General features: G+C 34.7%; 20 protein-coding genes. 14 read left to right on the top strand and 6 right to left on the bottom strand.

From position 1 onward, the window contains the following. The first annotated feature begins 150 nt into the window (after positions 1-150). Positions 151-744 (top strand): hypothetical protein, encoded by a 594-nt coding sequence (locus CHRYMOREF3P_RS09165; protein ID WP_077419210.1) that lies wholly within the window; start codon positions 151-153, stop codon positions 742-744. A 52-nt stretch (positions 745-796) separates the two neighbouring features. On the opposite strand, the gene CHRYMOREF3P_RS09160 is transcribed toward CHRYMOREF3P_RS09165, so the two are convergent. From CHRYMOREF3P_RS09160 to CHRYMOREF3P_RS09135, 6 genes are all read right to left on the bottom strand, one after another. Further along, positions 797-1027 (bottom strand): hypothetical protein, encoded by a 231-nt coding sequence (locus CHRYMOREF3P_RS09160; protein WP_077419211.1) that lies wholly within the window; start codon positions 1025-1027, stop codon positions 797-799. A 108-nt stretch (positions 1028-1135) separates the two neighbouring features. Next, positions 1136-2026, bottom strand: a complete 891-nt coding sequence (locus tag CHRYMOREF3P_RS09155; RefSeq protein WP_077419212.1) for a DUF72 domain-containing protein — start codon at positions 2024-2026, stop codon at positions 1136-1138. Between the two features lie 98 nt (positions 2027-2124). Next, positions 2125-4263, bottom strand: a complete 2139-nt coding sequence (locus tag CHRYMOREF3P_RS09150) for a T9SS type A sorting domain-containing protein (RefSeq protein WP_180564455.1) — start codon at positions 4261-4263, stop codon at positions 2125-2127. 319 nt (positions 4264-4582) lie between these two features. After that, positions 4583-6241 (bottom strand): ribonucleoside-diphosphate reductase subunit alpha, encoded by a 1659-nt coding sequence (locus CHRYMOREF3P_RS09145; RefSeq protein ID WP_047386822.1) that lies wholly within the window; start codon positions 6239-6241, stop codon positions 4583-4585. 54 nt (positions 6242-6295) lie between these two features. Next, positions 6296-6586 (bottom strand): hypothetical protein, encoded by a 291-nt coding sequence (locus CHRYMOREF3P_RS09140; protein WP_180564454.1) that lies wholly within the window; start codon positions 6584-6586, stop codon positions 6296-6298. 112 nt (positions 6587-6698) lie between these two features. Next, the gene (locus CHRYMOREF3P_RS09135) at positions 6699-7673 is read right to left on the bottom strand and encodes a ribonucleotide-diphosphate reductase subunit beta (protein ID WP_047378790.1); all 975 of its coding nucleotides are present in this window, start codon (positions 7671-7673) and stop codon (positions 6699-6701) included. A 424-nt stretch (positions 7674-8097) separates the two neighbouring features. Between CHRYMOREF3P_RS09135 and CHRYMOREF3P_RS09130 the strand changes: the two genes are divergently transcribed. The 13 genes from CHRYMOREF3P_RS09130 (at position 8098) to CHRYMOREF3P_RS09070 (ending at position 24877) form a co-directional block, all read left to right on the top strand. Then, on the top strand, positions 8098-8787 hold the full coding sequence (locus CHRYMOREF3P_RS09130; protein WP_077419215.1) for an ABC transporter ATP-binding protein: 690 nt from the start codon (positions 8098-8100) through the stop codon (positions 8785-8787). A 91-nt stretch (positions 8788-8878) separates the two neighbouring features. Beyond that, on the top strand, positions 8879-10108 hold the full coding sequence (locus CHRYMOREF3P_RS09125) for an ABC transporter permease (protein WP_047386830.1): 1230 nt from the start codon (positions 8879-8881) through the stop codon (positions 10106-10108). Positions 10109-10165: 57 nt separating this feature from the next. Beyond that, positions 10166-11437, top strand: a complete 1272-nt coding sequence (locus CHRYMOREF3P_RS09120) for an ABC transporter permease (RefSeq protein ID WP_047386832.1) — start codon at positions 10166-10168, stop codon at positions 11435-11437. Between the two features lie 98 nt (positions 11438-11535). Then, positions 11536-12747 carry an efflux RND transporter periplasmic adaptor subunit gene (locus tag CHRYMOREF3P_RS09115; RefSeq protein WP_180564453.1) on the top strand — a complete coding sequence of 404 codons (1212 nt, stop codon included), beginning with the start codon at positions 11536-11538 and terminating at the stop codon, positions 12745-12747. A 125-nt stretch (positions 12748-12872) separates the two neighbouring features. Continuing rightward, positions 12873-13439: a hypothetical protein gene (locus CHRYMOREF3P_RS09110; protein ID WP_077419216.1), complete on the top strand. Its 567-nt coding sequence runs from the start codon at positions 12873-12875 to the stop codon at positions 13437-13439. A gap of 55 nt (positions 13440-13494) precedes the next feature. Next, the gene (locus CHRYMOREF3P_RS09105) at positions 13495-15021 is read left to right on the top strand and encodes an ArnT family glycosyltransferase (RefSeq protein ID WP_180564452.1); all 1527 of its coding nucleotides are present in this window, start codon (positions 13495-13497) and stop codon (positions 15019-15021) included. 171 nt (positions 15022-15192) lie between these two features. Beyond that, complete coding sequence (locus CHRYMOREF3P_RS09100) at positions 15193-16098, top strand: NAD(P)/FAD-dependent oxidoreductase (RefSeq protein ID WP_180564451.1); 906 nt, start codon at positions 15193-15195, stop codon at positions 16096-16098. A gap of 149 nt (positions 16099-16247) precedes the next feature. Next, a complete protein-coding gene (gene glyA, locus CHRYMOREF3P_RS09095; RefSeq protein WP_180564450.1) occupies positions 16248-17513 on the top strand; it encodes a serine hydroxymethyltransferase in 1266 nt (421 codons plus the stop codon). 56 nt (positions 17514-17569) lie between these two features. Further along, the gene (locus tag CHRYMOREF3P_RS09090) at positions 17570-18028 is read left to right on the top strand and encodes a regulatory protein RecX (protein WP_077419220.1); all 459 of its coding nucleotides are present in this window, start codon (positions 17570-17572) and stop codon (positions 18026-18028) included. A 358-nt stretch (positions 18029-18386) separates the two neighbouring features. Further along, complete coding sequence (locus CHRYMOREF3P_RS09085) at positions 18387-20315, top strand: polysaccharide biosynthesis protein (protein ID WP_077419221.1); 1929 nt, start codon at positions 18387-18389, stop codon at positions 20313-20315. Between the two features lie 39 nt (positions 20316-20354). Beyond that, a complete protein-coding gene (locus tag CHRYMOREF3P_RS09080) occupies positions 20355-21179 on the top strand; it encodes a polysaccharide biosynthesis/export family protein (RefSeq protein ID WP_180564449.1) in 825 nt (274 codons plus the stop codon). Between the two features lie 6 nt (positions 21180-21185). Next, a complete protein-coding gene (locus CHRYMOREF3P_RS09075; protein ID WP_180564448.1) occupies positions 21186-23582 on the top strand; it encodes a GumC family protein in 2397 nt (798 codons plus the stop codon). Then, positions 23582-24877, top strand: a complete 1296-nt coding sequence (locus CHRYMOREF3P_RS09070; protein WP_180564447.1) for a nucleotide sugar dehydrogenase — start codon at positions 23582-23584, stop codon at positions 24875-24877. The genes CHRYMOREF3P_RS09075 and CHRYMOREF3P_RS09070 overlap by 1 nt, the downstream gene beginning before the upstream one ends. Position 24878: the final 1 nt, after the last annotated feature.

Raw genomic sequence — 24878 nt, 5'->3', positions numbered from 1 at the left:
TTTCATGTGTCTGGATAGTTTTTTTTATGCAGTAAACTCTCTAAATATCAAAGAAACTAAGTCTCAAAAACATTTTTGCACTGTAGTTTAAAATTAAAAAAATAACCTCTGATATAGATAAAATACAGATAAGAAGTATCTTTGTAGAATATGACACTCATTATTTTTATAATATTTCTGGCTTCTGTTCTTTCTCTGGTCCTGTTTAAGGTAAAATCAGGAAGTATGGCAAAGTGGGCGAAGCTGTTCCGTATTGTAACAGTAGTTTTTTCAATTTCTGTTTTTACGTATTGGTTTATCAAGAAAAGTGCTGTGGCATTTGTGGATAATTCTGTAGGGCTGCAGGTTATCAATAAGCTTCCTCAGGCATTGGATTTTTATCTGATCAATGTAAATAAAACCGATAAAAATACAACCCTTGAGCCTAAGCATATTGGCAAAATACGTCCGGAATACTACAGAATAGAATACCTGAAAATGGATAAGTCTGATGAATACTGGATCATAGGCTATCTCGGAAAGAAAAACCTCGTGTACTTTTCCCAGCATTCCGTACCGAATAAAAATATTGATCAGATTGTGGAGGTACAGAATTACATCAACCAAAGTATGAAACTGTCTGAATCGGCAAAAAAACAGGTAGATGCCTATAATTATGAGAATACAAAACTGGGGATCTGGATTGCACTGGATTTTCTGCTTCTGTTTCTCAATCTGGTATTGCTTCTGAAGAAAAATAAATAAAAAAATAGGTAATGAGCCTTTTTAGAGTACTCATTACCCATTATTATTTCTGCTAAGGATAATCCAGGATTTGCATGATTTGTTCCTTGAATTCCTCAGGACAGGATCTGATAAGTTTGTCTTTACTTTGTTTACTGATTTCTTTGGAGGTAATCCATTCCGTTTTATTGGAATTAAGACTGTGATGGTCATATACTCTTTTTATGGTACTGTTCTCATAAAAGATATATTCATTACCAAGCCAGTTACTGGCAATACTGATTTTGCAAATTTCCTTTTCCATGATTTATGTTTTAAAGCATAATGTATCGTGAGATACATTACACTCTAATTTATGAAATTTTTCGTTATGAAAAAGAAGTTTGTTTTAATCTTTTATCGCATTCCTGCTCTAAAATAATGTTCCTGTACTCTCCGTTGCCATTTGCGGAACATGAATATCAGTTTTCCATTCTTCATTCAGTTTCTTGATGAAATAGGCGGATAATAGAGGAGAAGCTTTTTCAATATTCTGGTGTACGAAAAAGTAGAGATTCTGGAGACCTTCTTTTTTCCATTTTGTGAGATGCTTCAACCAGTCATCCAATCTTTCATAGTCACTTTCAGCATTGGCTCCTACGTAACGGATAAATGCATTAGGCGTAGTAAGACGCATATGGAGCATATCTCTTCTTCCGGCAGTATCTACGATGATATTGGTGATGTTATGAGCTTCAAAGAGGTCACAGGTTGTATTGAGGATTTCCTCATCAGTAAACCATTCCGTATTTCTGAGTTCTATAGCTAAAGGAACTTCTTTAGGCCATTCTTTTACAAATTTTTCCAGCCTGTCATAATCCTTGGGTTTAAAATTGTCATGAAGCTGAAGAAAAGCCATTCCCAGCTTTTCATCAAAATTGATTACTGCCGAAGCAAAATGAGTCACCGGATCAGTCACATCAATCAGTCTTCTGAAATGGGAAACCGTATTGGTGATCTTGGGGAAGAATTTAAAATTATCAGGGGTTTTTTCTTTCCATGTTTTTACCTGATCTGGAGTGGGCATTCCGTAGAAAGTAGCATTCAGTTCAATAGAATTAAACTGAGTGGCATAATAGGTCAGTTCATCTTTAGTTCCTTTGGGGTAAAATCCTTTAAGATCCGTTTTATTCCATTTTGCGCATCCGATAGAAATATTTTCCAGTCCTTTTTTATTAAGAGCCAGCATATCCTTGGTTTTAGGATGATCTTTTGGTAAGGTAAAATCTATTTTTGATGGGTCTTCTACTTGTCCGAATTTCATATCTGTAGTTTTGGTATTAAACAATAAACACAAATATAAACCAAAAAAATCATAGAATTTTCTATGATTTTTAATGGAAATAATTGTATCGAAATTACTTATTTTTTAATGATTTTTTTCGTAACCTGAGTCTTATCAGTCGTGATTTTTATGATATAAACAGCAGTAGGATAGCCTGAAAGATCAATACTTACATTAGCTTGATTGAAGTTTCTGTCCAAAAGAATCCTTTCTTGAAAATCAATAAGTTTAATGTTTTTTATAGGAGTATCGGCGCTGATTTGCAGGATGTCTTTTACCGGATTAGGGAAAACTTTGATCTGTTTTGTCTTGAAGCTTGGATTGTCGCTCTTCAGGAAAGAATTGCTGCAGTTTGTGGTGAATGTGACATCAGGGTACATTGTCTGAAGTTCATTCAATTGTGCATCATCCACGCAAACTGATAAATTAGAGTTGTTATTGGTAAAATCAATGAAATCTTCTATTGAACCATTTCTCAGATTAGCAGAATTAAGATTAGACATATTCCATAAAGTAACAGATTCCAGATGTGATGATGTGGAAAGATCAAGTTGAGTAATCTGAGGACAGGTATTAAAATGTACATTCTTCAGATTAATATTATCGGAAGTGTTGATCTGGGCAAGCAAAGGCAGATTTGCCAATGTCAATGATTCTAAATTCGTATTATTTGAAGTATTGACTGAAGCAAGGAGATCATTGTAAGAAAGGCTTAATGATTGCAGAGAAGCACAGTCTTTGGTGTCTAGAGCGGATATTTTTGTATTGCTTACCACAATATCTTTAAACCCGGTACATTGGCTGAGGTTGATTTCTTCTAAGTTCGAGAACATAGCCCCGATTGATAAATTCTGCAAGCCTGGACAGTTTTCTAAATCGAGTTTTTTTAATTCGTTATTATTGTCGAAAGCAAAATTTGTGAGTGCAATACAGTTTTTAGTGAAAATGTTCTGAAGATTGTTTGCTCCTTGTGTCCCGTTGGTTATAAAACGATCTGTTTTTAAGGTATGCAGATGGGAAAGGTTATTGGTGTTTACCGTATTCATATATCCGCAGGAATTGGTAAGATCAATGCTTTCCAATTTTTGGGCAACACTGAAGTTGATAGTATTGGTGATCTTTTGATTGAAAGCTTTCAGGGTTTTTAGTTTTGGAAGACCCACAAGGTTTAAGCTATTTACATCTCCGAAATAAATTCCGGAAGTGGTAGAGTATAGATATCTGTTATAGAAAGAACAGTCTAATTCTTCAAGATTAATCAGTCCTGCCATACTAAAATCAATAGATGGAGCATTCAGGCCCATTATTTTCTTTAAGGAAGAGCAACCAGTAAGGTTTACATTGGAGAAATATGACCCTGTTGATTCATAATGATCCGTATCTGCAATGATTTCCTGCAGGTTTATGCAATTATTGGCAATCAGCTCAATATTCTGTTCTGAATTGCCTGAAGAGGTGAAACCTCCTGTTACTGATATTCTAGTCAAAGTATTCAGATTAGGAACGACAATCTTTTCCAGAAATTTACAGGAATCAAATGTAAGAGTTTGAATACTGGAATTTTCAATATACAATTCTCTAAGCTCTGCGGAACTAATCAATGCATCATTGTTTATTTGATGGCAGTTTTTTATCCTTAAGCTGTTTTCATCAGGATACCATGGATTACCGGAGATCTGATAGGCGATGATATCGGCAATATTCTGAATCCCTGAGCAGTTATCAAAAGAAAGGTTAATAGGAGAAGCCATATATTGACCTCCCTGTGATAAGTCATAATAAAAAGGTCTTCCCTGTACTTTTTTGATTTTAGTGTTGTTTGTAAAGCTGATGTTGGCAGTCTTGGTATTCCAGAAATAAAGTTCCTCGAGATTGGAGAACAATATGGCATCCGAAATCCCGTCCGGCAGATGGGTGTTATAGTATGTACTATTGATATTATTCGGATCAAATGGGCTGCCATTAGGATCAATATACATTTGGTCAGAATCTAACCTGATTGTCAGAACTTTAATCTGTTGCGCTTCTGAAGGCTGGATTTCTCCATCTCCGTTACTGTCTATGGCAATAGAATTACCATTAAAGTCTTGTGCAATCTGGTTAGTTGTATTTGAGCTTAGAAGTAAAGCTTTAAATTTTGAATCAGAAAAGTTCAGATTCTGAGAGTAAGCGATAGAAAATCCGCTTACCCATAAGGTAATTAAAAGTTTTTTCATATTTGAGTTTTAGTTATCAGATAATATTACAAATCCCTTTGTGTACAATCAGATGTTGTAAATATAATTTCTTTTTTTGAAAAAAATCCATTTTAGATGTCTGTAGATTTATTTCTTGGTTTTATGTAATATTTATTAATAAAAGGGTATTATGGTTTAATTTTATTTATTTAATATTTATTTTTAATGTCAATTTTTAGTCTGGAAGAAAGGCTTTTCTCATTGTTATCTTGGAAAAATGACCTTCAAAAGTTCTGATAAATAAAAAAGCACACTAAAAAGTGTGCTTTTTTAAATATAGCGTGTTTATTACTTGATCTTATGCTTCACAGCTTGAACATGACACGAAGTTAACCATCATTTCTTTTGAAACAGATGAACTTCTTTGGTAGTAAAGTGTTTTTACTCCTTTTTTCCAAGCTTCAATATAAAGGTAGTTAACATCTTTTACAGGCATTGTAGAAGGAATCTGAAGATTCAGTGACTGTGCCTGGTCAATGTATTGCTGTCTCTGTGCTGCCTGAGAGATGATCTCCATTGGAGAAATTTCTTTGAATGTTTTGAATACTGCCTTTTCTTCAGGAGTAAGCTCATTCAGGTGCTGTACAGATCCATGGTTGAGCATGATTGTTCTCCATGTTTCTTCGTTATCCAATCCTTTTTCTTTCAATAATTTTGCAAGATATTTATTCTTACGCATAAAGTTTCCTTTAGCAAGACCTGCTTTATAATAGTTGGAAGAGAAAGGCTCAATTCCCGGAGAAGTCTGTCCTAAGATTGCAGAGCTTGAAGTGGTAGGAGCAATAGCCATTGTTGTGGTATTTCTTAATCCGTATCCTTTCAATACTTCTGGTTCTCCATAGATGTTGGCAAGCTCTCTTGAAGCCTGCTCAGCCTGATCTTTAATATGTCTGAATGCTCTTGCGTTGAACTGAGTTGCCTCAAAGCTTTCAAACGGAATCATATTTTTCTGTAAATAAGAATGGTATCCTAAAACTCCTAATCCAAGAGCTCTGTGACGCATTGCAAAGTTTCTTGCTCCCTGTAGGTAATAGTTCCCTTCAGTTTTGTCAATAAACTCGGATAACACAGCATCAAGGAAATATACTGCTAATTTTACAGCATCTGTATCTTTCCACTCATCATACAGTTCAAGGTTCATGGAAGACAGACAGCAGATGAAAGATTCTTCCATAGTAGATGGAAGCATGATTTCAGAACAAAGGTTACTTGCATTCACCGTCATTCCTAAATCTTTATAAACCTGAGGTTTATTTCTGTTTACGTTGTCTGTGAAGAAAATATATGGAAGACCTTTTTGCTGGCGGCTTTCCAATACTCTTGCCCAAACTTTACGTTTCTCCATATCACCGTCTATCATGTCCTGCATCCAGTAATCTGGTACACATACTCCGGTAAACAGGTTCTGAATCGGGCTACCAATATCTTTAATAGATAAAAATTCTTCTATATCTCCGTGGTCAATATCTAAGTAAGCAGCAAAAGCACCTCTTCTTACTCCTCCTTGTGAAACAACGTCCATAGCCGTATCAAAAAGCTTCATGAATGAAACGGCTCCTGAAGACTTTCCGTTATCAGTTACCGCTGTTCCTCTGTTTCTTAATTCTCCAAAATATCCTGAAGTACCCCCTCCGATTTTAGTCTGCATGATTACTTCACCCATTTTGTGAGTAATCCCTTCAATACTGTCCGGAATGTGAGCGTTGAAACATGAGATAGGAAGACCTCTTTCTGTTCCCATATTTGCCCATACAGGAGAAGAAAAACTGATCCATCCTTTTGTAATCATTTCTTTGAATGCCGGTTGAAGTTCAGGTTTGTATAACCTTTTTGCAGCAGCAGTGGTAATTCTGTCGATAGCACCATCTACCGTTTCACCTTTCAACAGATATCCTCTGTTCAGCATCTGCTCAGACTCTTCATTGAGCCACCATATATTTGAATTTTGCTCTTCCATAGATGTTATATTTTCGAATTCCGGAATGAGAGAATCACTCCGGAATTTTGTTTTTTATATTATTGATTGTAAAATTTCTACTTTGTGGGAACCGTTCAGTCCGCTTTCATCTCTTAATCTCTGAAATTCTTTAAAAGACGGAACATTCAAAACTTCATGCTGAACTTCTTCGTTGATGTAGTTTGAATAATGTACAAAAGTAACACCATCTTCCTTTATATAGACTTTATATTCAAAAGTGGAAGAATCTAAATTCTTGAAATCTTCCAGGAACTTTTGGATATTGGTTTTATTGTTTGGAACAAATTCGGGGTTTACCGTATAGCTTACTATTACATTGATCATTTCTTCTGTACTTGTGCTTTATTATTAATTGAACAGCAATTCCACTTATTAATCAGAAAAGGATCATCCTAATACTGACTGCTTTGACGCTCGCTTCGCTCGCGCCTCTGTATTAAAACAAATCGTTTGCTGTAATACTCTTATCGTGCTTCGTATAGTCTACAGGTCTTTTTGCAAAGAAATCATCTAATGAATTGGCAAAAACTTCCTCCTCGAACCATACCATTGGCTTGTATTGTTCAGGGGTGATGTTGTATCTTGTTTTCATGTTGATTTTCTTCAAACTGTCATCCACACGGTATTTCATGAAGTTTAACAGGTCTTCCTTAGAAACATTGTCGATTTCTCCTAATTCAAAGATCCAGCTAAGAATATCTCCTTCTCTTGCGATAGACTCGTCTACCAAGGTGTAGATATCTTCAATATCGCTGTCTGTTAATAAGTCAGGTTGTTCCTCACGGATTTTGTTGATCAGATAGATTCCTGCATTCGCGTGAATTTGTTCATCTACTGAAGTCCATGCAATAATATTGGAAACATTTTTCATGAACCCTTTGAATCTTGTAAAAGAAAGGATGATGGCAAACTGCGAGAAAAGAGAAACATTTTCCACTAAAATACTGAATAACAATAAAGCAGAAACATATTCTTTCGGAGTAGCAGAATTCGCATGCTTTAAAGCATTTCCTAAAAACTCGATTCTTCCTTTTACAGCAGGAATTTCGATAACGTTAAGGAATTCGTCATTATATCCTAATACCTCTAATAATCGGGAATATGCTTCAGAATGACGAAACTCGCATTCTGCAAAAGTAGATCCTAATCCATTGAATTCCGGCTTTGGAAGGTGGTTGTATAAATTCCCCCAGAATGTCTTTACAGACACCTCGATCTGTGCAATGGCTAACAGCGCATTTTTCACAGCGTGCTTTTCATGTGGTTCCAACTGCGAATGAAAATCCTGAACATCTGCAGTAAAGTCCACTTCCGAATGCACCCAGAACGATTTGTTGATTGCCTCTACAAATTGAAGAACCTCCGGGTATTCAAATGGCTTATAGCTTACTCTTTTATCAAAAATTCCCATATTAAATATCTTTATAATTAAATAATTTAGATCTCTGTGGATAACGTTCCGGAAATACTTAACTTTTTGTTTTTCTGCATATTGTGAAATAAAGTTATTCACTTTCGCAAAATCATATTTCTTGTAAAGAACTAATAGCAAAGTTCGAAAAAAAGAACTGATTTTGAAAGGGGTAAATACTAATAGGCTGACTTTTAGCCTGAAAAGTTTTCCACATTTACATGAAACGGGCTAGAATAATAGGCTAGACCACTATCTTGAGGATAAATACATGGAAATCTAGAGTTACAGTTAAACAGAAGTATGTAAATTATTATTAATAAAGGTTTAAAACATTAAACAAAAAAATATTTGAATAAATTTTTATTCTTGTAACAATTTGAAAATATCATCTACTTATTGGGTATAAAACATACATCACTTAATGTTAGTAATTCAGGATTTAAATAAGTCATACGATACAGGGAAAAGCAAACTTCATGTTCTCAAAGGAATTAATCTGAATATTTCTGAGGGCGAGTTTGTTTCTATTATGGGAAGTTCCGGTTCCGGAAAATCTACACTTCTTAATATTATTGGTATTCTGGATGAAAAAGATTCAGGAACCTATGAATTAGATGGAGTTCCTATTGAACATTTGTCAGAAGTAAAAGCTGCAGAATACAGAAGTAAGTTTTTGGGATTTATTTTTCAGTCTTTTAACCTTATCAATTATAAAACAGCTTTGGAAAATGTAGCACTTCCTCTTTACTATCAGAATGTACCGAGAAAAGAGCGAAATCTGAAAGCTATGGAATATCTGGAGAAAGTAGGTCTTGCACAATGGGCAAACCATCTTCCGAGTGAACTTTCCGGAGGGCAGAAACAGAGAGTAGCTATTGCAAGGGCATTGATAACAAATCCAAAAGTTGTGCTTGCAGATGAGCCTACGGGAGCATTGGACTCTAAAACCACACATGATATTATGAAACTGCTTCAGGATATCAATAATGAAGGAAAAACAATCATTGTTGTAACCCACGAACCGGATGTTGCTGCACAAACCAAAAGAAATGTAATACTGAAGGACGGGATTATTGAAAGTGATGAGTTTATTAAGCAAATTGTGCTTTAGGAATTTGAAAATTTGAAAACGAGATAATTTGAAAATTTAACGATTCAATTTTTAATCTTTAAATTTTTAAATCTTTTAATACCAATAAAAAATGTTTGACCTAGATCGTTGGCAGGAAATATTCAGTTCTATCCGGAGTAATGTACTTCGGACGGTGCTTTCAGGGTTCACAGTAGCTTTGGGACTGTTTATTTTCATTGTACTTTTTGGAATTGGAAAAGGACTTCAGAATGCATTCTCTGAAGGATTTGCGGGAGATGCTAAAAATCTTATTATTTTTTCTACAGGAAAAGCATCTTTAGCTTATAAAGGCCTTCAGTCTGATCGAAATATAACAATGAATAACTCAGATTATGACTTTTTAATTAATGCAGATAAGAAGAAAGCTGGACCTTCCAGTCCCAGATATACTGCCAATTTAATGGTGAAATATGGAAAAGAAAGTGGCCTTTATCAGATCAATGGAGCTCAACCTGGGGAACAAGTCATTGAAAACCGAAAGATTATTGATGGCAGGTATCTGACAGATATGGATTTGGAAAGAAAATTAAATGTTGCAGTCATTGGAAGAATGGTTCAGCGGGATTTGATCAAAAATGGAAGCCCGGTAGGAAAAGAGCTCGATATTAATGGGACGATGTATAAGGTCATTGGTGTCTTTTCAGATGATGGAGGAGATAGGGATGAAAGACATATTACCGTTCCGATTACCACTTTACAGCAGATGAAGAAAGGATCTGATACAGTAAATATAGCCTATATCACATACGATGATAAACTGACTCCGGATCAGGCCATTAAGTATGGTGATGAGCTTAAAGATAAATTAAAAGCGAGAAAAAGTGTTTCTCCTGATGATGAAAACGGTGTGCGGGTCTGGAACAATGCGAAAAACATGAATGATACATTTGCATTTATGGCAGTTCTTACAGCAATTGTCGGGTTTATTGGTATGGGTACATTGCTTGCGGGAATTATTGGGATCAGTAATATTATGGTGTATATCGTAAAAGAAAGAACCAAAGAAATTGGAGTACGAAAAGCTATTGGCGCAAAACCAAGTGGAATTGTAGGCCTGATTGTTCAGGAAAGCGTTGTGATTACAGTGGTATCCGGACTTATTGGAGTAGGAATTGGGGTTTTGACATTAAGTCTTATTGGTGATGGTCTTGAAGAATATTTCATCAAAAGTCCGAGCGTTGGATGGGGAGCTATTATTATGGCATTCATTGCTTTGATTTTCTCAGGATTGATCGCAGGATTTGTACCAGCATACAGGGCTTCAAGAATTAAACCGATCGAAGCATTGAGAACAGAGTAATTAGTGTAAAAAAAGAAATGAAGCAAATTCATAATTTATAACTTATAATTCAACAAGGTGAATATCATATTTAAAAAAGATACTTGGCAGGAGATCTATTACTCACTGAGGAATAATAAACTCCGAACATTTCTTACCATGATTGGCGTAGGATGGGGGATGTTTTTGTATGTAAGCCTTCTTGGAGCAGCAAAAGGGATGGAGAATGGTTTTGATAAATTATTTTCCGGTTTTGCTACCAATTCAATATTCCTGTGGGCACAGAAAACATCTATTCCTTATGAAGGATTTCCTAAAGGTCGTGAAGTTCACCTGAACTTAAACGATATGGAAATGCTGAAAAGAAAAGTAACTGCCATAGATTATATATCGCCGCAAAATGCAAGAGGAAGCTTTACCGGAACACCAGGGGAAGCGATGTCTAGAAACGGGAAGAATGGAACGTATTCGCTTACCGGAGACTACTCTGTGGGAAATAAAATTTCAGAAAAGAAACTGATCTTCGGACGTTATATCAATGATGCCGATGTTTCAGGAAATAAAAATGTAGTGGTTATAGGAGAAGAAATTTACAAAAACTTCTTTGATGCCAAGAAAAAAGAAAACCCAATTGGAAAATCAATCAATATTAAAGGGTTGTTCTTTAATGTAATCGGAGTTTTCCGGGTAAAAAAAGGAGGCGGATTTGAAAATGACCAAACAGCTTTCATCCCACTTTCTACCTATACAAAAATGTATAATGCAGGAGAGCAGATAGACATGTTTGCAATTGTAAGTAAGCCTAATGCCAATGTAAATTCCGTAGAAGAAGATGTAAAGCAGGTGTTGAAAACAAAAAATAAAGTTTCACCTGAAGATACCAATGCTTTCGGGAGTTTCAACCTCGGAAAAGAGTTTAAAAAACTGACAGGTTTCCTTACGGGAATGCAGTTATTAACAATCATTGTGGGGACACTGACAATCCTTGCCGGAGTAATTGCTATTTCAAACATCCTTTTGATTACGGTAAAAGAAAGAACCAAAGAAATCGGGATCAGAAGAGCATTGGGAGCAAAACCGTCAGAAGTAAGAAATCAGATCTTACTTGAAAGTGTTGTGATTACGCTTTCCTCGGGATTGCTAGGTTTTATGTCTGGGATTTTTGTGCTGATGATTCTCAATGCCGTTACACAGGGACAGGATTCGTTTCCATTCTATAATCCGACAGTCAACTATGGAAACGTATTTGCTGCGATGGCCGTAATGGTGATTTTAGGACTGATAATCGGGATGATCCCCGCGCAGAGAGCCGTAAAAATTAGACCTATTGAAGCATTAAGAACAGAATAATTAATTTGAAAATCAAGATGAACAGCTGATAAATGTACAGAATCCATCTTTTAATTTTTAAATCATTCAATCTATTTAATAAAAAATAAACTATACATATGAAAAAGAAATTCACCTGGAAAAAAGCCATTTATATTGTCTTGGGGCTTTTATTTGCAGTGGCATTGTTCTCGGGGCTTGGCTATCTTATAAAATCAAATTCTAAAGAAGGGGAGGCTTTCCTGACCCGTAAGCCAACTATTCAGAATATGGATGATAAAGTAATGGCAACAGGAAAAATTGTTCCCAAAGAAGAAATTGAAATTAAACCCAATATTGCAGGGATTATAGATAAAATCTTAGTAAAAGAAGGAGATAGAGTAGAGGTAGGACAGCTGATTGCTACCGTGAAAATTGTCCCAAGCATCTCTGAAGTAAATGCTTCTCAGCAGGAAGTTCAGAATGCACAGATCCAGATCAGCAACGCCCAGATGAATGTAGGAAATATGCAGAAGCAGTTTGAGATGCAGGAGAAATTATACAAGCAGGGAGTAGCCTCTAAACAGGAATATCTGAACTCTCAGCAGCAGTTATTCTCTCAGCAGCAGACTTTGAAAAATGCCCAGCAGCAATTGAATACTGCTCAGAAAAGATTGCAGATTGCTAAAACAGGTGCTACTCCTGAACTTAAAGGACAGGGCTTAGCTACCACCGAAATTCGTTCCAAAGCTTCAGGTACCGTACTTGAAGTTCCTGTAAAAGCAGGAAGTCAGGTGATTGAAGCCAATAACTTCAACGCAGGTACTACAATCTGTTCAGTGGCAGATCTGAACGTTTTGATTTTTAAAGGTGAAATTGACGAAGCTCAAGCTGGAAAGTTAAACGAAGGCATGGATATGAATATCGTAATCGGTGCTTTACAAAACAAAACTTTTCCAGGAAAACTTACCATGATCGCGCCTAAAGGAAAGGATAATGCAGGAACTATTAAATTTCCGGTAGAAGGAAACGTAACTAATCCTAATAATGAGTATATTAGAGCAGGTTTTTCTGCAAACGGTGAAATTGTTTTGAGTTCTCAGAAAAATGCTTTATTATTGGATGAATCTTTAGTTCAGTATGAAAAGAAACAAGGTAAAGATGTTCCTTTTGTAGAAGTGAAACAAAAAGACGGGAAATTCAAGAAAGTATACTTGAAATTGGGAGCAAGTGACGGTATCAACGTTCAGATTCTTCCGGGATCAAACATTACAAAAGACACTGAAGTAAAAGTTTGGAATCCATCTGATAAAGACAAAGAAGAGCTGAAAGAAAAAGCGAATAAAAAATAATAAACTACACTATACACTTTTAAACTGTGAATCCCGGAGGAATTTTTTTCTCCGGGATTCTTTTTTTATATCAAAATTTTTGCAAGAGTAAATTCCTATATTTGAATCAGATAAATCCATGAAAAATGTGTCGATACGCACGGAAAACTTATAAATCACATTATGTCTGTTTTAAATGCCGAAAATCATTTAAACAGCCGGATGCCTATGACATTATACAAAGGATCGAAAAAGAAAAGATATACCATAACCCTAATGGGAAGTCAATTCGTAAAGTAGGACATGTTTTCACAAAAGCAGAAACAAAGGAGCTGGAAAAAATGGTTTCAGATATTGAAAACAGAACGGTAAAATGCCCTGAATGCAGTAATGTGATGGCTGATCTGGGGAAAGATTTTAAAGCTCCTAAAAAAACAGCAGTCAAAGAATGGAGGATTGTAGAAAGTCTTTTTAAAACAGGAAAATGCTTTCATTCATGTGGTTGCGATGGAATAGGGTATATTCCTAAAAATCCTAAAGACTACGAAACATACCTGAATACTATATTGAAAACCTATCAGGAATATTTAACTGCTTGTCAGAAGATTCATCTGGAAGAATGTCCTAAGAAGATTGAAGAAATTAAGTATTGGTCTGAAAATATTCAGAAGATAAAAACTGAAATTATTGATAATAGGTTTGAAATAACATAGGTGTAACAAAATAGAGGTTTAGACTGTCTTACCTTTAAATTCCAAACTATATCCCATGAAAAAAGACTATTGGATTCTTTTACTTTTTATCATTGCAAAGTTTGCTCTCCAATATTCACTGATAAGCTCTGAGTATGAACTTCACAGAGATGAATATCTGCATCTCGATCAGGCGAATCATCTCGCATGGGGATATCTCTCTGTTCCTCCGGTAAATTCCTGGCTGGCCTGGATAATTAAAATGCTTGGAAATTCCATATTTTGGATTAAATTTTTTCCAGCCCTGTTTGGAGCTTTGACAATTGTGCTGACATGGAAAGTTGTTGAAGAACTCAAGGGAAGTTTGTTTGCTAAAATACTGGCTTCTTTGGGAGTATTATTTTCAGTACTTCTTCGGGTAAATATGCTGTTTCAGCCTACATCTTTAGAAATTTTTCTGTGGTTGTTCCTTTATTATGCTTTGATTAAATATTTTAATTCGGAAAAAGTAAAATGGATTTATATTGGAGCTGTCATTTTTGGAATAGGAATATTAAATAAATACAATATTGCTTTTTCATTATTAGGGCTTATTCCTGCATTATTGCTGACAGAGCAAAGGAAGATTTTTATGCAGTCTCATGTGTATTTGGCCGCACTTTTAGCTTTAATCATTATTTTTCCTAACCTTCTCTGGCAGTATCAGAATCATTTTCCGGTCATTCATCATATGAAAGAACTTTCTGAAAAACAGCTTGTGCATGTAGATAGAATGGGTTTTATGAAATCTCAGCTATTATTCTTCATTGGAGTTGTTTTTGTAATTATTGCAGGCTGGGGAGCATTGTTATTGTATAAGCCTTTCGATAAATTCAGATTTTTCTTTTGGAGCTATATCATCACAATTGCTTTGTTTTTGTTTTTTAAAGCAAAAGATTATTATGCAATTGGACTCTATCCGGTGTACATTGCTTTTGGATCCGTTTTTCTTGGTCATCTATTTGAAAAAGGGAGGAAGAGATTCCTGAAACCCGTCAGCATCCTTATTCCTGTACTTTTATTTCTTCCTTTATATAATGTAGCCTTTCCCAATAGAAGTCCCGGATATATTGAATCTCATCCGCAGCAGTACAAAAAATTCGGACTGCTTCGCTGGGAAGATGGAAAAGACCATCCTTTGCCACAGGATTTTGCCGATATGCAGGGTTGGAAAGAATTGGCTCAGAAAGTAGATAAAGAATATTCCCGTCTGTCAAAGTCAGGAAATACCATGGTGCTGTGTGATAATTATGGCCAGGCAGGAGCAATTAATTATTATTCAAAAGCGGGTATTGTGGCGATGTCATTTCATGCAGATTATATCAATTGGATAGATGTAAGCAAAAAATATAAAAATGTTATCAGGGTCAAAGATGCTCCCGAAGCAGGAAAAGAGCTTAAGGAATCCGGTTCTTTTTTTGAAGTTGCAAAATTAAAGGATTCTATTGCCAATCCATATGCAAGAGAAAGAGGAACGGCAATTTTCAGCTTACAGGGAGCAAAAATAGATATCAATAAAAGAATTCAGGATGAAATTGATGAGACAAAAAATGAATGGAAGTAGTTTTCATAAGATTGTAAATGATGTTTTGTTGACAAAATAAAGTTAATAGATAAATGTTATTGCAACTTTGTTGCGTTGTTTGATTTTATGTTAACTTTGCACTATCAACTATCAACTATCAACTATCAACTATCAACTATCAACTATCAACTATCAACTATCAACTGAACTATGGAAAATAAAAAATTTGATGTCATTATAATAGGAGGAAGCTATTCAGGATTATCAGCAGGAATGTCATTAGGAAGATCTTTAAGAAATGTCCTGATTATTGATAACGGAAAGCCTTGTAACAGGCAGACTCCTCATTCCCATAATTTTGTTACTCATGATGGCAAAACGCCTGCAGAAATTACAAAGCTGGCAAAAGAAGATGTAGAAAAATACAACACGGTCCGGTTTTATAACGGAACCGTTATGAAAACAGTAAAATCAATCGAAGGTTTCGAGATTGAAACTTCATCTGATGAAAAATTCCATGCTAAAAAACTCATCCTTGCTTCTGGAGTGAAGGATGTAATGCCGGATATTCCAGGGTTTGCAGAATGTTGGGGGATTTCTGTTATACATTGCCCGTACTGTCATGGCTATGAAGTGAAAAACGAGACTACCGGAATTCTTTCCAATGGAGAAATGGCTTACGAATTTTCAAAACTGATTTTTAATCTGACTAAAAATCTTACTCTGTTTACCAATGGAAAAGCTGTTCTTACTAATGAACAAACTGAAAAGCTAAAGCAGAATAAAATCATGCTGAATGAAGATGAAATTGAAGAGATCAAACATGAAAATGGATCTATTCAAAAAATTATTTTTAAAAACGGAAAAGAAGTTTCTTTACAGGCTTTATATGCTAAAATTCCTTTTGAACAAAATCTCAATGTGTCCGATGATCTGGGATGTGAGCTTACAGAACAGGGATTTATTAAAGTAGATATGATGCAGAAAACAAATGTCTCCGGAGTTTTTGCCTGTGGAGACAATGTAACGATGATGCGTTCTGTGGCTAATGCTGTTGCACAGGGAAATTTTGCCGGTGCTGTAGTCAATAAAGAACTTGTGGATGAAGAATTTTAAAAGATTTTTGATCAGATTAAAAGAAGCATAATATTAGATTTATTAATGGCGTTTTTCATTTTTTAGTGTTTAAAATCATTTTTTCCATAGAGAAATCTCAATGAAAATTCCGTACATTTGGGGTGGAAATTTCAAAAACTAAAAGTAAAATGGATATTATTTTCGACCTGATTGAAAAGGAAAGACAAAGACAAACTCACGGATTAGAGCTTATCGCATCAGAAAATTTTGTTTCTGAAAACGTGATGAAAGCAATGGGAAGTGTACTGACAAATAAATATGCTGAAGGATATCCCGGAAAAAGATATTACGGAGGATGTGAAGTTGTAGATGAGGTTGAAACATTGGCTATCAACAGAGCAAAAGAACTTTTCGGAGTAGACTATGTGAATGTTCAGCCACATTCCGGTTCTCAGGCGAATGCAGCCATTTATCTTGCAGTTTTGAAACCTGGTGATAAAATCATGGGGATGGACCTTTCGATGGGAGGACACCTTACTCACGGTTCTGCAGTGAATTTTTCAGGCATCCAATATAATGTGGTTTCTTATGGAGTTCAACAGGAAACAGGTCTTATTGACTATGACCAGATGAGAGAAATTGCCTTAAGAGAAAAACCAAAAATGCTTATTGCTGGTTTCTCAGCGTATTCAAGAGATTTGGATTATGCTAAATTCAGAGAAGTGGCAGATGAAATAGGAGCTACCCTTTGGGCAGATATTGCTCACCCGGCTGGCTTAGTAGCAAAAGGATTATTAAACTCACCATTTGAGCACTGTCATGTAGTAACTACCACTACTCACAAAACCCTGAGAGGTCCAAGAGGAGGGATGATCATGATGGGTAAAGATTTTGAAAATACATATGGCCACAAAACTCCAAAAGGAGAAATCAAAATGATGAGCCAGGTATTAGACGGAGCTGTATTCCCAGGTATTCAGGGAGGGCCGCTTGAGCATGTTATCGCTGGTAAAGCAGTCGCTTTCGGTGAAGCTTTGGACGGACAGTTCGAAACATATGCAAAACAAGTTAAATTCAATGCTCAGGCACTATCAAAAGCGATGATCGACAGAGGATTTGATATCGTAAGTGGAGGTACAGATAACCACTTAATGTTGGTAGACCTTAGAAACAAGGGCGTGAATGGTAAAGAAACAGAAAAAGCATTAGTACTTGCTGATATTACCTGCAACAAAAATATGGTTCCTTTTGATGATAAGTCTCCATTCACAACATCTGGTATCAGATTAGGAACAGCAGCAATTACAACAAGAGGATTGAAAGAAAATGATATGGATACTATTGCAGGATTGATTTCTGAAGTGGTAGACAATATCAAAAATGAAGAAGTTCTTACCTCTGTAAGAAAGAAAGTTAACGAATTAATGGAAGGAAAAGCTTTGTTTAACTACTAACAGGCATTTCAATATCATATAAAGAATGGGCAACTGCTCATTCTTTTTTTATTCAAATGGAAAAGAAATCTTATACTTTTGAGGAAATCAAACAGAAACTGGTCAATTACTGTGTTTACCAGGACCGCTGTCATGCAGAAGTGGAACAGAAGATGAGAGAGTTTCTGCTTATTGATGAAGCTAAAGAAGAAATTATTTTATACCTCCTGAAAGAAAACTATCTGAATGAAGAAAGGTTTACAAGAAGCTATATCAGAGGCAAATTTTACATCAAACACTGGGGTAAGACCAAAATAAAAATGAATCTGAAGCAAAAACAGGTTTCAGAAAGACTGATCAATTCGTGCTTTGATGAGATAGATGATTCTGATTATGAAAAGACTATCAGAAAAATTTTCGAAGGGTATTATTCTAAACAAAATGGTTTGAAAGAATATCAAAAAAAAACCAAAACTATAAAATATTTGATGAGTAAAGGTTTTGAATATGAGAAAATAATTGATATTTTTGAATAATATATTAATGAATTTAAAAAAACTTGAAATATGACTTTTAACAAAAAAACAATCAGTTCATTGAAAGAGATTGATACATAAAGATTTAATGATGATTTAAAACATGAAACAGCTGAAATAAAGACTTTTTACAGATAAATATCACCTTTATAAGACTTTATATGGTATGATTTTTGTCTGTGAGCTTAGCTGTATCGTAATGGAATTATTAGATTTCATAAATATAACATCAAATTTATTTTTGATTTCAACATATTGAAATAAAATTATTTTATTTTTGCATGATTGTATCAGAATTATCTTTGATCAGATGATCAGATATTACAATTTTAATTAAATATGAACACCAATATAGACAATGTACGATTCTCTTAGAAAAACAATATTTGGAGGGGATAATGTTGTCAATCTCTCAGACGTAAGATACCTTCCTAGATGGATAATTCTTGTAATAGACATTATTATTCTGGTTATATCTTTATTTCTTTCCACTTACATTATCGAAAAAATTACCAAGCAGGAATTTATATACCATGAAGATAAAAGCTTAATCTTTGCTTTTATTATTCTGGCGAATACTGTTTTTATGTATCTCTTCAAGACGTATGCCGGAATTATCCGCCATTCAACATTTATAGATTTATTTAAGCTTCTGATATCCTGCTTTTGTACAATGCTGGCTATTGGAACTATCAATATTCTTTATTTCTGGACTACAGGAGCTAAGTTTATACTTACTCCTTATCTGATGCTTTATTTTGTAATTTCATTTATGGGATTATTCCTTTTCAGACTCTATGTGAAAGAGTTTTTCCATATTGTAAGGGAATACAGAAGAAGTGCATTGAAAAAAAGAATTTTGGTGCTGGGGATTGATGAACAATCCATTGCAATTGCACGTGCGATTCTTGATAATCCAAGTCTGCCTTATCAGGTAGTGGGCTTTTTAACTCAAAGAACAGATTCTAAAAGGGCATCTCTACTTGGAAAGCCCATCTACGGAAAACAAAAAATAGAAGAAAACACGAAAGAAGATCTTATTATTGATGGAATTCTTATTGTAAAAGAGATGATGGCCAGAGATGAGATGAATACGTGGGTGAATTTGTTTTTAGAGAAAGATCTTAATGTCTTTAAAGCGCCTTCAGTACAAAAATTGAGAGACAGTGATTTGGGAGGATCTATCAGAAATCTTCAAATTGAAGACTTGTTAAATAGAAAACCTATCAAAATTCAGAACGAAAAAGTTAAGAGCAGGCATTTTGATAAAACAGTATTAGTAACTGGAGGAGCAGGATCCATAGGAAGTGAAATTGTAAGACAGGTTGCTAACTTTAACCCTTCTTTAATTGTCATTCTGGATCAGGCAGAGACCCCTCTTTATGAAATTGAACTCGAAATGAGAGATAAGTATCCTCATATTGCTTTCAAATTTGTTTTAGGAGATGTTTCTAATCATCACAGAATGGAATCCTTGTTCCAAACATATAACTTCTCAATGGTCTACCATGCTGCTGCTTATAAGCATGTTCCTTTGGTAGAAGAAAATCCGCATGAAGCGATTTTTGTTAATATATTAGGTTCAAAGATTGTTGCAAAATTATCCAGCAAGTATAAAGTAAACAGGTTCGTAATGGTATCTACAGATAAAGCTGTAAATCCCACCAATGTTATGGGAGCTTCCAAACGAGCTGCTGAGCTTTTTGTACAGTCACTTCAAAATGTTGAGGGTAATGTTACCAAGTTTATTACAACAAGATTTGGAAACGTATTAGGATCCAATGGTTCTGTGATTCCTCATTTTAAAAAACAGATTGAAGCAGGAGGTCCGGTAACCATCACTCACCCGGAAATTGTAAGATATTTCATGACGATTCCGGAAGCATGTGAACTTGTACTTCAGGCTGGAACAATGGGAGAAGGAGGTGAAATTTTTGTCTTTGATATGGGCGAACCTGTTAAAATTCTTGATCTTGCAAAAAGAATGATCAAATTATCAGGATTCGAACCTAATATTGATATTAAGATTATTTATACGGGATTAAGGCCTGGGGAGAAGCTTTATGAAGAACTTTTGAGTGATGATGCGAAAACACTTCCTACTCATAATGACAAAATTATGATCTCTAAAGACCCTTCTACGGGATTCGAAGAAATAGATACACTTACTAGACAAATTACTAAAGCTTCCCTCAGAAGAGATAAGGTGGAAGTAGTAAGGATTCTTAAAACAATAGTGCCGGAATTCCGAAGCAATAATTCTATCTATGAGGCCCTGGATAAATAGAAAAAATATAAATGTATATTTGCATAATTTAACAATAGAATGAAAGGAAAAATATTAGCAGTAATCTTGGTGTCCTCTTTAGCGATTTCCTGTAAAGTTAATCCCAATGCGAAGAATGATTTAAATTATATGCAGAATATAGAACAGGTTGCAATCAATGCTTCTGCTAAAAATTCTGCAAATACAATCCAGGCAGGGGATCAGCTGATTATTCTGATTACAGCAAAGGATATGGATGTTGTAAAGCCTTTTAATCAAAACTATTCTTCATCAGAACTTGTTCAAACAAATGCAGCAGCAGGAGGAAATACTCCTAATCAAGGAGCAACAATATTGTCTGGTCCAACATATATTGTAGATGCCAATGGTGATATTGATTTTCCAATATTGGGAAAACTGAATACATTAGATAAAAGTTTAACGACATTTAAAGATGAACTAAGGGAAAAAATGACAAAATATGTCATTAACCCAACAGTTAATATGAGACTGTCTAATTTTAAAGTTACTGTATTAGGAGAAGTAAATAGACAGGGTGATTATACTATTGCAAATGGACAGGCAACTATTTTAAATGCATTAGGGATGGCTGGTGATTTGACTCAGTATGGAAAAAGAAATGATATATTGGTTGTAAGAACAGAAAATGGGGTTGTATCTCATGGTCGTATTAATATTCAGGATGCTAATTTAATTAATTCTCCATACTATAATCTGAAACAAGGGGATGCCATTATTGTTTCTTCAAACAATACAAAAGATGTTATGGCAAAACAAAACCCAAATACAGGTCTTTACCTGACTGCAATTTCTATCGGTATCACAGCCATAGCAGTAGTGGTAAGTTTATTTAATAAGAAATAAAAATTGATGGATAACCAGCGAACTTCACAATTTTCAGAAGAAGAAAACAACTCAATCAGAATTAATATTAGTGAAATTATAAAACCATATGTCCGAAAATGGCCTTGGTTTATTATAAGTGCATTTATTGCTTTGATAATAGGCTATATTTCATTGAAATTTATGGTACCTGTGTATGGTGTACAATCTACAATTCTTATCAAAGACGCTAAAAACTCTTCTTCGTCTGTAATGGCTAGTGATTTGGGAGTTTTACCTGATTTATCTGGAATTGGAGGGCTTAAAACAAATAGTATAGCCAATGAAATTGAAGTTTTGAAGTCAAAAAAAATGATGAGTGAAGTTATCAGCAGTTTAAGTCTTCAAACTAATATTACAGCAAAAGGAAAAATCAGAACCCTAGAGCTATACAAAGAAACTTCCCCTGTAGAAGTAAGAGTAATTGGAGAGAAGAAAGATAAAGGCTCTGTAAATACAATTCAACTTGCAGTCAATGGAGAGAAGTTAACTTTGAGTGGTGAAAGTCTTAAGAAAGATATTGTAACAACTTATGGTAAAACAATAAGTTTACCATTTGCAAACATTATAATAACAAAAAACCCAAAATTTAACTCTGTAGAAGTTAAAGGTTTAAACATAAATAATCTGGTACTTCAGATATCTTCTCTGGAAGCTGCCGTAAATAGCCTTCAAGGGCCACTTAATGTTGATCTTGTAAATAGAGAAACTACCGTACTAAAACTTGGATATCAATACCCTCAGATATCAAAAGCAAAAGATATTATCAATAGCCTGGTAATAGCTTATAATAATGATGCTATTGTAGATAAAAATTCAGAATCAAAAAAGACTTTAGATTTTATTGAAGATAGAATTAAAAAATTATCAGGAGAGCTAGGAGAAGTTGAAAACCAGAAAGAGAGTTTTAAATCGAAAAATAATCTTACTGATTTAGAAACAGAAGCTAAAATTAATTTAGAAAGTTCTGCAGCAGCAAGAGCTAAGCAACTGGATGTGGATGCTCAGCTGGAACTTACAACAGCTCTTATAGGCTATGTGTCTAAACAAGGGCAGTATCAGGTTCTGCCTGCAAATGTGGGGCTGAATAATCCTGAAGCAATATCAGGGATATCTTCATATAACCAGCTTGTTTTACAAAGAAACAGATTGCTTGAATCTGCTACACAAGAAAACCCAACTGTGGTAGATGTTACAAAGCAAATTAACGCAATGCGTAGTTCTATTATGCAGACTCTCCAAAGAAATAGAGTTGGGCTTGAGTTGGCAAAAAATGAATATTTAGGAGAACAAAATAAAGTTTCCGGGAAAATATCCAAACTTCCTTCTATCGAAAAAATGTTCAGAAGTATAGAAAGACAGCAGCAGATTAAAGAGAATCTGTACTTGCTTTTACTTCAAAAAAGAGAAGAAACTGCTATTGCACAGTCTATTATAGCTCCAAAAGCAAAAGTTTTGGATGCTGCATATGCTTCACCCGTAGCAATTTCTCCAAAAACCAATGTTATTTTAACGGTTTATTTAGTAGCAGGTCTGTTAATTCCTTTTATTATAATTTATTTAACAATGCTTTTCAATAATAAAATTGTTACTAAACATGATCTTGAAAAGCTTATACATGCTCCTATTATTGCAGAATTACCAAGTCTTGAAAGTGGAGATTCTGAAATAGTAAAAATGAATGATATTACTCCTATGGCGGAAGCATTTAGAATTCTTATTACCAATATGAACTTCATGCTTTCAAAAGAGAAAAAAGGGAAAGTTGTATTTGTTACTTCAACAGTAAAAGGAGAAGGAAAAACCTTTACATCTGTCAACTTAGCTTTAACATTGGCCAATCCTAAGAAAAAAGCAATTATCATAGGATCCGATATCAGAAATCCTCAACTTCAAAGATATAATCCTGCAAGAAAGGGACTTACCGGACTTACAGAATATCTTTATAATGACAATACTAAACTTGAAGATATCATTCATGTATCATCTTTTAATCCTTATCTGGATGTAATTTATTCAGGAATGATTCCTCCGAATCCAACAGAATTATTATCCAACGGCCGTTATGAAATCCTTCTGAGCGAGTTGAAAGATAAATATGAGTATATAATCTTGGATACTGCACCGTTGCTTCTTGTTACAGACACATTCCTTATTGCTGAACTTTCTGATGTCACAATTTATGTATCCAGATCTAAATACACAGAAAAGGCATTATTAGAATTTGCAAATAGCAATATTGATCAGAAAAAAATCAAAAATGTTGGATTTGTACTTAATGACGTAAGCAGAGAAAATTTAGGATACAGCAACAAATATGGTTATGGTTATAACCAACATACAGAACAATCTTGGTTTCAAAAAATAAAAAATAAACTTAGTTAATGACAACAACATATAAAATAGCGGTTATAGGCCAGGGTTATGTAGGCCTTCCTTTATCTCTTGAATTTGCAGATCACTATCCTGTCTTTGGATTTGATATTAATACGCAGCGTGTTGATCAGCTTAATGAAGGAAAGGATATAACGCTTGAAGCAGATGTTGATAAATTAAATAACGGACTGAAAAAATATAATGAATCTAATGGCTCTTTAGGCTATAAGGCAACAAGCCTGTTGTCTGATATTTCTGAAGCTAATGTATTCATTGTAACAGTTCCTACCCCTATTGATAGATATAACGCTCCGGATTTGAATCCACTGATTTCTGCCTCAAAAATGTTGGGCGAAATTATCAAAAAAGGAGATATTATTATTTATGAATCTACCGTTTTTCCTGGATGTACAGAAGAAGAATGTGTACCGGTTCTTGAAAAATATTCGGGACTTCAGTTTAATGAAGACTTTTTTGTAGGGTACTCTCCGGAAAGAATTAATCCGGGAGATAAAGTAAATACCCTTACCAGTGTTAAAAAAGTAACTTCAGGCTCTACGGAAAAAATTGCCGAAGAAGTAGATAATCTATATAAGAAAATCATTACCGCTGGAACTCATAAAGCACCCAGCATTAAAGTAGCAGAAGCCTCAAAAGCTATTGAAAATGCACAAAGAGATGTTAATATTTCTTTTGTGAACGAATTAGCTTTAATTTTCGATAGAGTAGGAATCGATACCAATGATGTATTGGAAGCTGCTGGTACAAAATATAATTTCCTTAAATATAAACCGGGATTAGTAGGAGGACATTGTATCTCCGTAGATCCTTATTACCTTGCACACAAGGCAGAGCAATTAGGGTATCATCCGGATGTTATTTTATCAGGAAGACGTGTAAACGATTCTATTGCAAAGTTTGTTGCAGCCAAAGTAGTGAAACTTCTTATTGCAAAAGGTGGAGTGATCAAAAATTCTAATGCCTTGATTTTAGGAGTTACATTCAAAGAAAACTGTCCGGATGTCAGAAATACGAAAGTTGTTGATATTTATAGAGAACTTGCTGATTACGGAGTAAATGTGGATATTTATGATCCGTGGGCTAGCAAAGAGGAAGTGAAACATGAATATGGAATTGATATTCTGGATGCTCTTCAGGAAGGTAAAAAGTATGATTCTTTAGTTATTGCAGTATCTCATAATGAGTTCCTGGAAATGGATCTGGATCAACTTAAAAAAGAAAATGCTGTGGTTTTTGATACCAAAGCATGTTTAGACAGAAATCTGGTAGATGCAAGACTGTAAC

This window comes from Chryseobacterium sp. JV274 (assembly GCF_903969135.1).
In the GTDB taxonomy this organism is placed as follows: Bacteria; Bacteroidota; Bacteroidia; order Flavobacteriales; family Weeksellaceae; genus Chryseobacterium.
This window is presented reverse-complemented; position numbering and strand designations above follow the sequence as displayed.

Excerpts from the sequence above, each read along its gene's own strand:
- CHRYMOREF3P_RS09085 (WP_077419221.1), top strand. The coding sequence starts at position 18,387 with ATGTACGATTCTCTTAGAAAAACAATATTTGGAGGGGATAATGTTGTC.
- CHRYMOREF3P_RS09070 (WP_180564447.1), top strand. The coding sequence starts at position 23,582 with ATGACAACAACATATAAAATAGCGGTTATAGGCCAGGGTTATGTAGGC.
- CHRYMOREF3P_RS09165 (WP_077419210.1), top strand. The coding sequence starts at position 151 with ATGACACTCATTATTTTTATAATATTTCTGGCTTCTGTTCTTTCTCTG.
- CHRYMOREF3P_RS09155 (WP_077419212.1), bottom strand. The coding sequence starts at position 2,026 with ATGAAATTCGGACAAGTAGAAGACCCATCAAAAATAGATTTTACCTTA.
- CHRYMOREF3P_RS09110 (WP_077419216.1), top strand. The coding sequence starts at position 12,873 with ATGTGTCGATACGCACGGAAAACTTATAAATCACATTATGTCTGTTTT.
- CHRYMOREF3P_RS09130 (WP_077419215.1), top strand. The coding sequence starts at position 8,098 with ATGTTAGTAATTCAGGATTTAAATAAGTCATACGATACAGGGAAAAGC.
- CHRYMOREF3P_RS09080 (WP_180564449.1), top strand. The coding sequence starts at position 20,355 with ATGAAAGGAAAAATATTAGCAGTAATCTTGGTGTCCTCTTTAGCGATT.
- CHRYMOREF3P_RS09105 (WP_180564452.1), top strand. The coding sequence starts at position 13,495 with ATGAAAAAAGACTATTGGATTCTTTTACTTTTTATCATTGCAAAGTTT.
- CHRYMOREF3P_RS09150 (WP_180564455.1), bottom strand. The coding sequence starts at position 4,263 with ATGAAAAAACTTTTAATTACCTTATGGGTAAGCGGATTTTCTATCGCT.
- CHRYMOREF3P_RS09115 (WP_180564453.1), top strand. The coding sequence starts at position 11,536 with ATGAAAAAGAAATTCACCTGGAAAAAAGCCATTTATATTGTCTTGGGG.
- CHRYMOREF3P_RS09145 (WP_047386822.1), bottom strand. The coding sequence starts at position 6,241 with ATGGAAGAGCAAAATTCAAATATATGGTGGCTCAATGAAGAGTCTGAG.
- CHRYMOREF3P_RS09135 (WP_047378790.1), bottom strand. The coding sequence starts at position 7,673 with ATGGGAATTTTTGATAAAAGAGTAAGCTATAAGCCATTTGAATACCCG.
- glyA (WP_180564450.1), top strand. The coding sequence starts at position 16,248 with ATGGATATTATTTTCGACCTGATTGAAAAGGAAAGACAAAGACAAACT.
- CHRYMOREF3P_RS09125 (WP_047386830.1), top strand. The coding sequence starts at position 8,879 with ATGTTTGACCTAGATCGTTGGCAGGAAATATTCAGTTCTATCCGGAGT.
- CHRYMOREF3P_RS09160 (WP_077419211.1), bottom strand. The coding sequence starts at position 1,027 with ATGGAAAAGGAAATTTGCAAAATCAGTATTGCCAGTAACTGGCTTGGT.
- CHRYMOREF3P_RS09075 (WP_180564448.1), top strand. The coding sequence starts at position 21,186 with ATGGATAACCAGCGAACTTCACAATTTTCAGAAGAAGAAAACAACTCA.
- CHRYMOREF3P_RS09100 (WP_180564451.1), top strand. The coding sequence starts at position 15,193 with ATGGAAAATAAAAAATTTGATGTCATTATAATAGGAGGAAGCTATTCA.
- CHRYMOREF3P_RS09090 (WP_077419220.1), top strand. The coding sequence starts at position 17,570 with ATGGAAAAGAAATCTTATACTTTTGAGGAAATCAAACAGAAACTGGTC.
- CHRYMOREF3P_RS09140 (WP_180564454.1), bottom strand. The coding sequence starts at position 6,586 with ATGATCAATGTAATAGTAAGCTATACGGTAAACCCCGAATTTGTTCCA.